Annotated in this window: 13 protein-coding genes; 5 read left to right on the forward strand and 8 right to left on the reverse strand. The window is 43.2% G+C overall.

Annotation, left to right across the window (positions count from 1 at the left end; translation table 11 throughout):
* Positions 1-141: 141 nt before the first annotated feature.
* Entirely contained in the window at positions 142-1,836 is a 1,695-nt protein-coding gene (locus M5J74_RS27745) for an NAD(P)H-quinone oxidoreductase subunit 4 (protein WP_015157104.1), read from the forward strand.
* A gap of 188 nt (positions 1,837-2,024) precedes the next feature.
* Here the strand turns inward: M5J74_RS27745 and crtO are convergent, their stop codons facing one another.
* The 4 genes from crtO to M5J74_RS27765 form a co-directional block, all read right to left on the reverse strand.
* A complete protein-coding gene (gene crtO / locus M5J74_RS27750) occupies positions 2,025-3,716 on the reverse strand; it encodes a beta-carotene ketolase CrtO (RefSeq protein ID WP_250014450.1) in 1,692 nt (563 codons plus the stop codon).
* Positions 3,717-3,788: 72 nt separating this feature from the next.
* Entirely contained in the window at positions 3,789-4,157 is a 369-nt protein-coding gene (locus M5J74_RS27755) for a pentapeptide repeat-containing protein (protein WP_106167713.1), read from the reverse strand.
* A 45-nt stretch (positions 4,158-4,202) separates the two neighbouring features.
* Entirely contained in the window at positions 4,203-6,437 is a 2,235-nt protein-coding gene (locus M5J74_RS27760; RefSeq protein WP_250014452.1) for a Piwi domain-containing protein, read from the reverse strand.
* A complete protein-coding gene (locus M5J74_RS27765; protein ID WP_250014454.1) occupies positions 6,434-7,252 on the reverse strand; it encodes a PD-(D/E)XK nuclease family protein in 819 nt (272 codons plus the stop codon). Before M5J74_RS27765 ends, M5J74_RS27760 begins: the two co-directional genes overlap by 4 nt.
* Before the next feature lie 142 nt (positions 7,253-7,394).
* On the opposite strand from M5J74_RS27765, the gene M5J74_RS27770 reads away from it, so the two are divergent.
* Together M5J74_RS27770 and M5J74_RS27775 are read left to right on the forward strand one after the other, a co-directional pair.
* The gene (locus tag M5J74_RS27770; RefSeq protein WP_015157109.1) at positions 7,395-7,742 is read left to right on the forward strand and encodes a helix-turn-helix domain-containing protein; all 348 of its coding nucleotides are present in this window, start codon (positions 7,395-7,397) and stop codon (positions 7,740-7,742) included.
* Between the two features lie 11 nt (positions 7,743-7,753).
* The gene (locus M5J74_RS27775; RefSeq protein WP_250014455.1) at positions 7,754-8,389 is read left to right on the forward strand and encodes an ImmA/IrrE family metallo-endopeptidase; all 636 of its coding nucleotides are present in this window, start codon (positions 7,754-7,756) and stop codon (positions 8,387-8,389) included.
* A 94-nt stretch (positions 8,390-8,483) separates the two neighbouring features.
* On the opposite strand, the gene M5J74_RS27780 is transcribed toward M5J74_RS27775, so the two are convergent.
* Positions 8,484-9,110 carry a hypothetical protein gene (locus M5J74_RS27780; protein ID WP_250014457.1) on the reverse strand — a complete coding sequence of 209 codons (627 nt, stop codon included), beginning with the start codon at positions 9,108-9,110 and terminating at the stop codon, positions 8,484-8,486.
* Between the two features lie 98 nt (positions 9,111-9,208).
* Here M5J74_RS27780 and M5J74_RS27785 point away from each other — a divergent pair, with 98 nt between their 5' ends.
* Positions 9,209-9,694 carry a DUF2141 domain-containing protein gene (locus M5J74_RS27785; RefSeq protein WP_371934092.1) on the forward strand — a complete coding sequence of 162 codons (486 nt, stop codon included), beginning with the start codon at positions 9,209-9,211 and terminating at the stop codon, positions 9,692-9,694.
* Between the two features lies 1 nt (position 9,695).
* On the opposite strand, the gene purQ is transcribed toward M5J74_RS27785, so the two are convergent.
* Complete coding sequence (purQ, locus tag M5J74_RS27790) at positions 9,696-10,370, reverse strand: phosphoribosylformylglycinamidine synthase subunit PurQ (RefSeq protein ID WP_250014460.1); 675 nt, start codon at positions 10,368-10,370, stop codon at positions 9,696-9,698.
* A complete protein-coding gene (gene purS / locus M5J74_RS27795) occupies positions 10,367-10,648 on the reverse strand; it encodes a phosphoribosylformylglycinamidine synthase subunit PurS (protein WP_041463528.1) in 282 nt (93 codons plus the stop codon). Before purS ends, purQ begins: the two co-directional genes overlap by 4 nt.
* Before the next feature lie 143 nt (positions 10,649-10,791).
* Here purS and M5J74_RS27800 point away from each other — a divergent pair, with 143 nt between their 5' ends.
* Positions 10,792-11,187: a Fur family transcriptional regulator gene (locus tag M5J74_RS27800; RefSeq protein ID WP_015157115.1), complete on the forward strand. Its 396-nt coding sequence runs from the start codon at positions 10,792-10,794 to the stop codon at positions 11,185-11,187.
* A 163-nt stretch (positions 11,188-11,350) separates the two neighbouring features.
* On the opposite strand, the gene M5J74_RS27805 is transcribed toward M5J74_RS27800, so the two are convergent.
* Positions 11,351-12,307 carry an SPFH domain-containing protein gene (locus M5J74_RS27805; protein ID WP_106166718.1) on the reverse strand — a complete coding sequence of 319 codons (957 nt, stop codon included), beginning with the start codon at positions 12,305-12,307 and terminating at the stop codon, positions 11,351-11,353.
* Positions 12,308-12,401 lie beyond the last annotated feature (94 nt).

Consider the following 12,401-nt stretch of genomic DNA (forward strand, 5'->3'; position numbering starts at 1 on the left):
TCGTCTACTAATGAGTGCTTTTGTCAACTACCTCCATCTATAGACTTGTTTAGATAGTTGACTGGGATAAAAATTTATTCATAAACCTTTACAAAGTTTAGTAAAATGATTTGTAAGAAATAAGTATTTATTCTTAACGTCATGATGACGGAACAATTTCCCTGGCTAACCGCGATTGTCCTGCTACCCCTTGTAGCTTCCCTACTCATCCCCGTACTGCCTGATAAAGACGGCAAGCGCGTGCGGTGGTATGCCTCAGGCGTGGCGATCGCGGACTTGATTCTGATGTGCTACGTTTTTTGGCAACACTACGATGCAGGCATCGCAACTTTTCAATTAGCGGAAAAGTATGCCTGGGTTCCCCAGTTGGGTCTAAATTGGGCTGTCTCAGTTGATGGTTTATCTGTCCCGCTCGTACTGCTAGCAGGATTGGTGACGACACTTTCAATATTTGCGGCGTGGCAAGTCGATCGCAAGCCCCGCTTATTCTATTTCCTGATGCTGGTGCTGTATTCTGCCCAGATTGGGGTGTTTGTCGCCCAAGATATATTGCTGCTATTCATTATGTGGGAGATCGAGCTAGTCCCCGTTTACTTGCTCGTCTCGATTTGGGGTGGACCGAAACGACGCTACGCAGCGACAAAGTTTCTCCTCTATACCGCACTGGCTTCTATATTTATTCTCGTTGCAGGGCTAGCATTGGGTTTCTACGGTGGCAACCCTACCTTCGATATGGCAGCTCTGGCTGTGAAAAACTATCCGCTAGCGCTTGAATTGCCGATTTACGCCGGATTGCTGATTGCTTTTGGCGTGAAGCTAGCGATTTTCCCCATGCATACTTGGTTACCTGATGCCCACGGTGAAGCTTCTGCTCCCGTATCGATGGTTTTGGCGGGTGTACTGCTGAAAATGGGCGGATACGGGTTGATTCGCTTGAATTTGGAAATGTTACCTCACGCACACGTTTACTTTGCCCCAGTGCTGGCAACTGTAGGCGTGGTTAATATTATTTACGGTGCGTTGGCTTCCTTCGCTCAGTCCAACATGAAGCGCCGCCTTGCCTATTCATCTGTTTCCCACATGGGATTCGTCCTACTAGGTATTGCCTCTTTTACGGATGTTGGCATCAGCGGCGCACTCCTGCAAATGCTGTCTCACGGTTTGATTGCCGCAGTCCTGTTCTTCCTCGCAGGCGTAACTTACGATCGCACTCATACGTTATCAATGGAAGAAATGGGCGGTATCGCTCAGGTTATGCCCAAAGTCTTTGCTCTATTTACCATAGGTGCAATGGCATCGCTGGCACTTCCTGGGATGAGCGGCTTTGTCAGCGAGATTTCGGTCTTCGTCGGTGTGACTACCAGCGATATTTACAGCTCAACCTTCCGCACGGTGACGGTATTTTTAGCCGCCGTAGGGCTGATGCTCACTCCAGTCTATTTACTTTCGATGCTACGTCAGGTCTTCTACGGTTCTGGTATCGCCCCTGCGTGTGTTTTAACGAGTACTCAGTTGCGGACGGATTACCAGGATAGTCAAGAAGCTGTTTGCTTCGGGACTGATTGCGTGTTACCTGGCGAGGCAAGGTTTGGCGATGCTAGACCGCGTGAAGTGTTCATTGCTGTCTCGTTCCTGGTGCTAATTATCGGTATTGGGTTATATCCCAAGCTGGCGACGCAGATGTATGATGTCAAGACGGTTGCGGTGAATGCCCAGATCCGCGAATCTTACGTCCAAATTGCTCAGAGCAATCCTCGCATTTATGCTAGCGGCTTCTTAGCTCCTCGGATCGATAAGCCTGAACTCGCGACTGTGCCGACGGGTGTTTTAAAGTGATTTGATTTTGTACTCCTGTTTATAAGCGATCGCTTGTGAGGCGATCGCTTTTTCGTGTTGAGTTGTAGTTTATGATTATGTCACGCATCAGCCGTAGGCGAAGCGTAGCGTTAGACGCGAAGGCGCGAAGAAGAAAGGGCGCTAAGGGTTTTCCCGATTTTATTTGTGTTTGTCTGCGTTTCGATCGCTCATCCCGTAAACACCGATTTTACAGCTGACTGAATTGAGTTTTTGGCATCCTTGAGAGTCTCGGCGATGGGATGCTGTTCGTGTAAGAAAATTTTGGCGCAGTTGCGTCCCGGTAGTCCTGAGATGGAGCCGCCTGGATGGGTTCCTGCTCCTGTGAGATATAAGCCTTGAATTGGAGTTTTGTAGTTAGCTATTTCTGGTAAGGGACGGAAGCAAAGCATTTGTTCTAAGGTCATGTCTATGTGGTAGTAGTTGCCTTTGTAGCTTCCTAGCCGTTCTGCTAACTCGGCTGGGCTTTCGACGTGACGGGCAATAATTGAGTGCTTGAGATTGGGTGAGTATTGGGTTAGTTTATTGAGGACGCGATCGGCTACTTTATTTTTTAGTTCGTCTGTCCATCCCGTACCTTTTAAGCCTGTACCCTCTGCACCAGCAATTTGATAGGGGGCAAAAAATTCAATCCAGAGTGTATGTTTGCCTTCAGGAGCCATTGAAGGGTCGAGTCCTGTTGGCATGACTAGATACATTGAAGGGTCTGCATCGGGAATTTTGCCCAGAGTAATCTCGCTATGGGCTTGTTCTACATGGTTGACGGAATCGGCAATTAAGACCGAACCCATGAGATACTCATCTCGGTGGTCGTGGTTTTCAAAGCGCAAGGGTTCTGATAAGGCGCAGTCAATTTTGAGAATTGTTTCGTTGTTGTTGACAATGCGGCGGTCTAGTCTTTCGCGTAAGTTAGGATCGGCACTATCGACATCGCTAGCATCCATCAGTTGCAGAAATAGCCGTTTGGCATCAATGCTAGAGATAACAGCTTGATGGGCGCGATATTCTTTGCTACCGCGAACTCGCACGCCCACAGCGCGATCGCGATCGATTAAAATTCGTTCTACACTTTGTTCTGTAAGGATTACGCCCCCTAAACTTTTGACCAATTTAACTAATGCTTCGGTTAGCGCCCCCGTACCACCTCGCGGACGTGCCATTCCAGGTTCGTGACGCAACACAGCCATCATTGCTCCAAATGACATGGCTTTTTGAGAGGGAGGCGAACTTAATTCTGCTGAGAGTCTAGCGAGGGGCGCTTTGACAAATTCAGCGTCAAAATATTCGTTAAGATTATCTACTGGACTTGTGAATAGGGTACGTAGAAGGTCTAAAGTCTCGTTGGGACCACCCAGCACTGAGAACAACTCTTGCAGGTTTTTCAAGTCGTAGTTACCGGAGATATCTACTAAAGATTTGGGTGGAGCGTTGAAAAATGGTGCGACACCGCGCACGAAGCGCAGCCAAAAGTCTGCATATTCAGCATATTTTTCCGCGTCGCGCTGGCTGAAACGGGCAATTTCTGCACAAGTCTTTTCTACCGATTTATGGGCGAGAAAGTATTTTCCGTCAGGATGGGGACAAAAGGCAACTGGATCGCACGTTAGATATTCTAAGCCGTATTTTTCTAGTTCTAATTCCTGAATCACCGATCCGAGGAAAATAAATAGGTGATTAATAGCACAGGGGTTAAACTTAAATCCAGGTGCTTCTTGGGGCATGAGTTCTTCTGTTGTAGCTCCACCCCCTGGAATTGGCTGTTTTTCTAGAAGCAAGACGCTATAGCCTGCTTTGAGTAAGTAAGCCGCACAGACTAGTCCGTTATGACCAGCACCAATAATAACAACATCGTAAGCTTGCATGGAAGAGAATTCGGAAACACGCTATCTTCTTTGATGCTAGAGAGCAGTTAACAATTCTCAATCTCTCAACGGTTATACCTTACGCATATTTTGACTGTTCGGATCGAAACCACGGGAAAAGCGGGTGCTATTGTCGTAGCAAGCGCCACTTAAGTTCGCTCCGTACAGTTTGGCGTAGTTGAGTTTAGCTTTGCGTAAATTTGCTTCAGTGAGTTTTGCACCGCAGAGGTTTGTGCGCGTCAGGTTAGCATTAATCAGGTTTGCGCCAGTTAAGTTTGCTCCCCACAATTTCGCTTTGGCTAAATTTGCTCCTTCTAAGTTGGCTCCCCACAGGTTAACTCCTACCAAATGAGCGTTAATCAGCTTAACGTTGGCTAAGTCAGCTTTAGTAAAGTCTCTTTCCCCTGCTGCATAGCGTTTCAGCAGTTCTTCAGCATTCATATTTCTTTACACTTATAGGCGATCGCATCCTACTTTAATCTTGCCTCATAACCAAAATTGGCGATCGCCTTCTAGCAAACCTGGATAAATGCCTTGCAACCGTCGATAAGCCATACGGTCAGAACCAAAAAGCGGTATTGGTAAGCGCGGCTCGTTCAGCGAACCATGATGTAGTAAGGTAAGTTTCAAAGTCGCCTCTACTAAACTTTCTAACGATATCTGATGTCCTGCTTCATGAATTCTCAAGCGTAGAGGCAGAGGCAAACCGATTTTCGCCGAATTTAGTTCTGTCGTGACTAAAATAACTTCCCGCGCCGATAAACGCAGTGCTAATCCTGGCGTTGGTGCTTTAATAACTTCTGCTTCCCAGTTGTAGAGCCGAGGAATCCCAGACTTGTAGCACTCGACCAGAATAAATTCCGAACCAATCGCTTTCGCTCGTTCTTTTAAATGTTGCACTTCATCACCACAAAAGCGTCCATCGCGGTAAATTAGTACGACTTTACCTTTCAGTTGAGCTGCGGGAAGAAAGCTTTCTAAAATTCTTTGGGGAATTTCTTCTCCTTCAATTAAAGCATCTTCTAATCGATAGCGAATAAATTCTCCTTTGCGACCGTATAGACGCACGCTAGCGCAAGCATTCATAGTTCCAGAACCTCTCTTCTTGGCGCTTCTGGAAATATCTAAGCCGATGAAATAGTCGGCAATTTCTAATGGTTCAGCTAACACAAAAGGCAAGTTGCCTAGCTTGGCTAGAATACCTGGAATTACCTGATTTAATAAATATTTAGCTTCAACGCTTTTCAAAGTATCTTCGTAAATAACTTGGCTGGCAATTCCACGTCTGAGCAAGCGCGAGTAAATCCAAGAATATAAGCTACCTCCTTCTGTATTATCGCTGTGGCGATCGCTGGTTGGTAAAAATGTCAAAACTATATCGGGATGATTTACCATCAATTCATCGACAGCTTCTTCAGCTTTGGCTCTCGCTTCAACTCCAGATAAATTATCTACCAATAATGCCTTTTTATTTTCAACAGGAAGAAGAGTTTCAAAACCATAGCGTTTGAGTCTCTGTCGCGTTTCTTGCAGAAAAGAATTTGCTGGATAATCGCAAAGTTTCAATGCAGCAATCCGAATTGGTCTTGACAAATCGCTAAAATCTTCATGACGGCGATACACGCCACCTTTGGATAAACCAGATAAAATTTGACCTTGAACGCCAATTTGATTTTTTCCAAACACCAGTTTTGTTTCTGATAATTTAACTGACGGAGAGAAGAATAATTCAGGATGTCTGCGGCTATTTATACTAATCTTCAGTTGAAATCCATAAGTAGCTAAACTTTGTCCAGCTTCTTTTTTGTACAATGCTAAAAGTTCTTTTCGCTCTACATAAGGAATTTTAGTTGCAGACAGTAATTTTCCATAATCTACATCGAATTTTTTAGCAGTTTCCGCTGTTATGCAAGGACGTAAAGCTGCCATTGCATAATAAAAAGGTTGTTGATTTTTACCAAACTGTACGGCAACGACTGGCTGTTCTTCCGGTGCTTCTATCAATGCTTGTTTACTAATTGCGCCAGTTGCATCCTCAAGTAGTTTTTGTCTGTGGTCGGCAATAGTACCTACAATATCAGTTATTGTTGCAAAGCTATTACGTTCGATATCTCGTACTTTTAAGCCAATTAACAGTTGCTCTGGATTCTGCCGATAGGGATGATTATTGTAAAATTCTTCTAGATGCCTTTGATAGAAGAAACTACTATGGACGGTAATTGTCAAAGCTGGCTGAATCTGAGTTTGAATTTCAATCGTTTCTGCCCAAAAATCAATCTCTCGTTTGACTTCTACTTGATTTACTGATATTACAGATGGAGATGAAAAACGGCAATTTATTTTTAATACTCTCACTGCTAACTGTGAAAGAATCTCAGGTGTAATCTGTGGCTGGCTTACCCATTGTATTGCATAAGTGCGATCGCCAATATCTTTTTTTAATTCTTCGCAAATTTCTAGCAGTTTCTCTCGCCACTGTTCTTGGCTTGGCATCGGTCGATTGGGTTTGGCTAAAACCCAGAAAAATTTGTTGTGCCAAATAACAACTACATCAGGAAACTTTTGACTGAATCGCCAACTAAAGCTATTACCAATTTTTCGGTCTATTTCTGGAGTTAATCGAAAACAAATGAAATTTTTCGGAGTAATATCTAGAAGTGAAACTTCACTTAAAAAAGTTGGAACTGAAGCAACTGGAAATTCTTGCATAACATTATTCATGCAGCCGCCTCAGTCATGGCAAATTTACAAATAGAGTTAAAAGCACAATAGCGGCAACTTACGCCTGGATTAGGTGGAAAAATTCGATTAAAATCGTCAAAATTTCGACGATAGCGATACAAATCTTTTTGATGTCGTTGAGAGAGCGAAGATAGTTCTACTTGAAACGATTTGAGTATGCTAGATGACGCAGTAATTCGCTCTGACTGTTGGCAAGTTTCCAAGTTATAAAATGAAGCAACAGCTTTTTGCTGCGGATAGATATAGCTAGCGGCTAGTAAATAAATATATGCTTGTCGGCGATCGAAGCCAGATTTTCCAGTTTTAAAGTCTACTATATGTAATGTTCCATCTTCTTCTTGCAAAACACAGTCCATCGCGGCATATAGGTTAAACGTGTTATTTCCTTGCTGGATTAAAATCGGTTCTGGAAACCCCTCGTCGCCTCGACTGAGTTTAATAACTTTCTTACTAGCTAGAAACTGATTGTGATGATAATTTTCTAGGATTTGAAGAACTTTTATCCGAACTGAATCTATTTCTTGACTCAAATTCAAAACTTCTACTACTTGAGCGATCGCATCTTTTCCGTCTGCGATTAAAGAGGTTTGATAAAACTCATAAATTCCTCTTTGTGCCAAAATCCCAATTCGCTGATGTATATTATCTTTTTGTAATAGTTCTGCAACTTGCGGCTCCCACTTTCTTGCTTTAGTAAAACCCCTTTTCATATCGCAGTGTAGATGCTCTAAACCGACTGCTGGCGAAAATAAAGACAGCAGATTATAACTAGCAAATTTCCAAATTTTTGGCATAGTTTAATTCCTCATATTGCCATGAATAAGAGACACGCTTTTATATAGCTGAAATACTGTATACTGAAAGAAATTGATTTACATGACCATATTGACCATTTTAATCAACTTTGTCAAGATATATATGTAAGGGAAGAAAAAAATGAGTCAAAGTTTTGGTAAAGTTATTCGTCAAGCTCGTAAGGCAAGAGAGTTTAGTCAGCGCGAGCTAGCCAAGTTAATTGGGGTAGATTACACTTACTTATCGAAACTAGAGAACGACCATGCTGGCTATCCCCCCAGCGAAGATGTCATTCACAAACTATCTTTGCATTTGGACTTGCCAGAAGCAGAACTGAGACATCTAGCTGGTCGCATTACACCAGATGACACAAAAGTTTTTGAAGAACTGGTTAGAAAGTACAAACAAATGCCTGTCTTGTTACGCCGAATGCGAGACGAACCTGAATTTGCTCAGAAATTATTGAGAGATACAACCAACCGAGATTAGGAGAAATCAAATTGAAGGTTATTAAACCCTATCAGTCCATGTCCAAAAAGGAAATCGAGCATCGAGCATTGGATGTACTTCAGCGCGTGCAAGCAAAGCGTAAACGTCCTTTAAAATTTCCACTCGATGCAGGACACTTAGCTGAATCTCTTGGTTTAGACATGGATTGTCTGGAAATAGCACCAGATGAGCAAGGTACGATCGCGGCTATGATTTTACCTACAGAACGTAAAATTATAATGAATGAAAGTAGTCTAAATTTGCCTAAAGGATTTGAAGAATCTTCAATTGCTCACGAAATTGGACATTGGGAACTTCACATTGACAAAAATGCAATTTCTAAATTTGTAGAACTGCAAAATTCTGGTTTGGAAACCGCTGTTGAGCCTTTTCTCTGCCGTAATGTTAACGCGCAGCAAGGAATTGAAAAGCAAGCACAGTATTTTGCTAGTTGCTTGTTAATGCCTCAATTTAAGATAGAAGACGTAAAACGGGGACGCGATTTAACTAAATGGAAACATCTTTATGCGATGAAAGATGAGCTTGGTGTCACAATTTCTAATTTGACACATCGCCTACAAGACCTTGGTTTAATTTATATTCCCAAAGATTCCAAGCAAATTTATCTTGGTAAAGCTGGATCGTAATTTATTATTCATTTATTTTTATTAAAAAGCGAACTATTCTTGCTTATACTTAAGTTAAAGAATATGCTAGTTATTTCGTAAATTGCTATTAATATCACGCGACTTGTTTAATCCAAATTGCTAATCCACCACCGCGACCGCGAGCTGCGATATAATCTTCAGTTATTAAGAAAAAGGCAAAAAAGGGCAGTTTAGAAATAGGTTGTTCCTCAAAAGTTCCGGCTCTTTTACCACTATTAAACTTGCCCTGATAGACTGTACGATTAAATAAACGCAGTTGCATTTGGGTGAAGTCAAAAGCAAGTAAATTTTTCTTACCTAAATACCGCGCTGGACCAGTCAGTTTGAATAGTAACGAACCGAATTGAATTTGATTGCCAATTTCTAGCCGTTCTCTTGAGTGAAAGGAAATCTGTGCTGGCGCAATTTGAGGAATGTAAAAGCCATTTCCTTGAGCCACACCATTTTGTAATTTGGCATTACGTGGTGCTGTGAAGTAAAGTCGCCAATCGCCCAAGAGAGATTCGAGGGGGTATACTAAGCGTTGCTGTTTGGCTGCTCTTTCTGCTTGTAATAGGGCGCTAACAACCACTTTAGCAGTAGGGCGATGGTTGCGAAGCAAACCGCCTTCGGCATCGCGATTTCCCGATCGAGCAACGATCGCCACTTTTGACAGGATCTCAAGATAATCGGGTACAGTTGTAGAGAGTTCGCCCATCATGTGTTTTAAGCTTAGCTCTATTGGCTGGAAGATTACAATATACAATTTGAAAAATTATATCAATATTTATGAAAAATATTAAATGTAGGCGATCGCAAATGAAGATCGAATTTTACCAAAAGTCTCAAATATTAAAAACTTGTCTGTTATTGTCATTTCTTGGAATTGCGATCGATCTTTCTAATGGCGGAGTATATGCTAATAACTTGTCTGGCAATTTAACTGTAGAAATCAATGGTTTTAGAAACCGTGAAGGGCAAGCTTGCGTCAGTCTGTTTGCCAGCAGTCAAGGTTTTCCTAATAATAGAAAAAATGTCGTACAGCGTCAGTGTAATAAGATTACTTCTGTTCCCCTGATAGTCAATTTTAGGAATCTCAAAGCTGGAAATTACGCTGTTGCCATTATTCACGATACTAATGGAGATGGTACGCTCAACCGCAACGATTTAGGAATGCCAATTGAGGGATATGGATTTTCAAGAAATCCAGAAATTCGTACAGCCGCACCTAAGTTTAATGATGCAGCTGTTTTAATTGCTGGTCCAAATACAAGCGTGCAGGTTCAGTTGAAGTATTTGGATTGAGTTATGCGATCGCAGCGACTCGTTCCAACAATCCCTGAAACAATTTCAAACCATCCGTTCCGCCTAAAATTGGATCGGAAGCGCGTTCGGGATGCGGCATCATACCTAAGACGTTACCCTGACGGTTACAAATTCCCGCAATGTTGTTAACGGAGCCGTTAGGATTGTCGCCGGCATAGCGAAATAGGACTTGATTATTTGCCTCAATTTCCGCTAAAGTCTTTTTATCAGCATAGAATCGCCCTTCTCCGTGCGCGATGGGAATAGTCACAACTTCCCCAACTGAGTAGGCTTGCGTCCAGGGTAAATCGGTACGCTCTACTTTTAATTCCACGCGATCGCAAATGAAATGTAAATCGCGATTTCGGACTAAAGCACCAGGTAACAAACCCGCTTCAGTCAAAATCTGAAATCCATTACAAATTCCCAATACAAATTTACCTTGTTGAGCGCAATCGACCACTTGCTGCATTACAGGAGAAAACCTGGCGATCGCACCACAACGCAAATAATCCCCGTAGCTGAAACCTCCAGGTACGACGACAACATCGAGATCCGTTAAATCGGTGTCTTCATGCCAAACCATGCGCGTCGGTTGTTTGAGGATGTCGCGAGTCACGTAGGCAACATCGCGATCGCAATTCGAGCCAGGAAAAACTACAATCCCAAACTTCACATCGATGCTCCCATCTCTACAGCAACTTCTTTCAAATCGAAGCGATAATTTTCAATTGTCGGATTAGCCAGGAGGCGATCGCACATCCGATTCAGCTGTTCTGTGGCTGTTTTTTCATCTACTGCCGTCAGTTGCAACTCGATATACTTGCCAATTCTGACATGTTCCACGTTATCGTAACCCATATGACTCAAACCAGACTGGACGGCTGTTCCTGCTGGGTCGAGGACAGAGGGTCGCAGGGTGACATATATGCGAGCTAAATACTTTCGTAACACTTGACTTGATTCCCAATCCCACAAAGGCTATAATAACTCCTTCTGGAGACAGCTTGACGGAATAAACAGTATTCGCTTTGAGCTAGTTTAGAAAGCAAGGGAAGTGCGATCGCCGCTTCAGTCATCAAACTCAGATACTGTCTATGAAAGCCGAGAAAGCTGAACGTACTCGCAGTCAAGAACGAATCTTGCATTTACTAAAAAACTCCAATAAAGCAATATCTGCCCAAGATATTTACGTAGAACTTCGCAATCGCAATCAAAGCATCGGTCTAGCTACAGTTTACCGTGCCTTAGAAGCATTGAAACTCGAAGGAGTCGTGCAGGTTAGAACGCTAGCTTCTGGCGAATCCCTCTACAGTTGCGTTCAGCAAGATAAACATCACCTAACATGCCTGCAATGTGGTAAATCGATTCCGATCCATCAATGTCCCGTCCACGAGTTAGAAAATCAGCTGAATAAATCGCACAAATTCAAAATTTTCTACCACACCCTAGAGTTTTTCGGCTTGTGCGATCGGTGTCAGGTTAGTTTGTAGAGACGTTACATGTAACGTCACCCCGTGTGCGACTTTTTGTTCCCCCCTTTCATAAGGGGGCAAGGGGGATCTTCCGATGAGGTAACTTGTTTTGTAGATCCCCCAACCCCCTTAAAAAGGGGGCAATAGATAAGTCGTACATCGCGTATATCTTTACAAAGTTTCACTCCCTATTCCCATCCGAGATCATAGAACGCATACCCTCGATCGTCCCAGGAATGCTGCGGGGATCCATGAACATGACTTTGCTGCTGTCGCTGCTGCCAATTTGCTTGCCCATGTCTAAATAATGTTGAGCAATTAAAAATTGTAAAGCTTCAGCGGCATGAGGTTCTGTTTGCAAAATTTTGGCAATAATTTGCAATGCTTCAGAGGTCGCTTGTGCCTGCAAAATTTGTTGTTGGCGTTCGGCTTGCGCCTGCATGATAATCGTCTTCTGTTGCGCCTCGGCTTGCAGAATTGTGGCTTTTTGTTGGGCTTCAGCTTCGAGTACCTGCGCTTCCGCTTTCCCTTTAGCACTGTTAACTGCCGATTCGCGATCGCCCTCAGAAGTCAAAATTGATGCCCGTTTGCGGCGTTCTGCTGCCATTTGCAGTTCCATCGACTCTTGCACCGCTTTGGAAGGAATGATGTCCCTCAATTCCACCCGCGTTACTTTCACGCCCCAAGGATCGGTAGCAATATCTAAATCCTGGAGCAAAATTTCGTTGATTTGCGTTCGCGCCGTAAAGGTTTGATCCAACTCCAGTTGTCCCATTTCCGCCCGAATTTGCGTCAGTACCAAATTCACCATTGCCGATTGGAGATTTTCTACCTTGTACCAGGCTTTTTCCATATCGACAATGCGCCAGTAAACCACAGCATCGACTTCAATTCCCACGTTGTCACGGGTGATGCATTTTTGCGGTGGAATATCTAAAACTTTTTCCCGAATTGTTTCGCGAAAGACAATGCGATCGAGAACGGGAACGACAATATTTAGCCCTGGTTGCAGTTTTTTATGATAACTACCAAATCTCTCTACCAAAGCTTCATTGCCTTGATTGATGATTTTGACGGAGCTAGCTAGGGTAGAACCACCACCTAGCGCTAGTACTATCAGTAAAAATAATTGTTCCATAGCAGTGAGTAGTGAGTAGTGAGTAGTAGGGGCGCACAGCTGTGCGCCCGTACAAAAATTCAGATAGCGCGTCCGTACAAAAATTCAGATAGCG

The sequence above is a fragment of the Chroococcidiopsis sp. CCNUC1 genome (assembly GCF_023546805.1).
Taxonomy (GTDB): Bacteria; Cyanobacteriota; Cyanobacteriia; order Cyanobacteriales; family Chroococcidiopsidaceae; genus Chroococcidiopsis; species Chroococcidiopsis thermalis.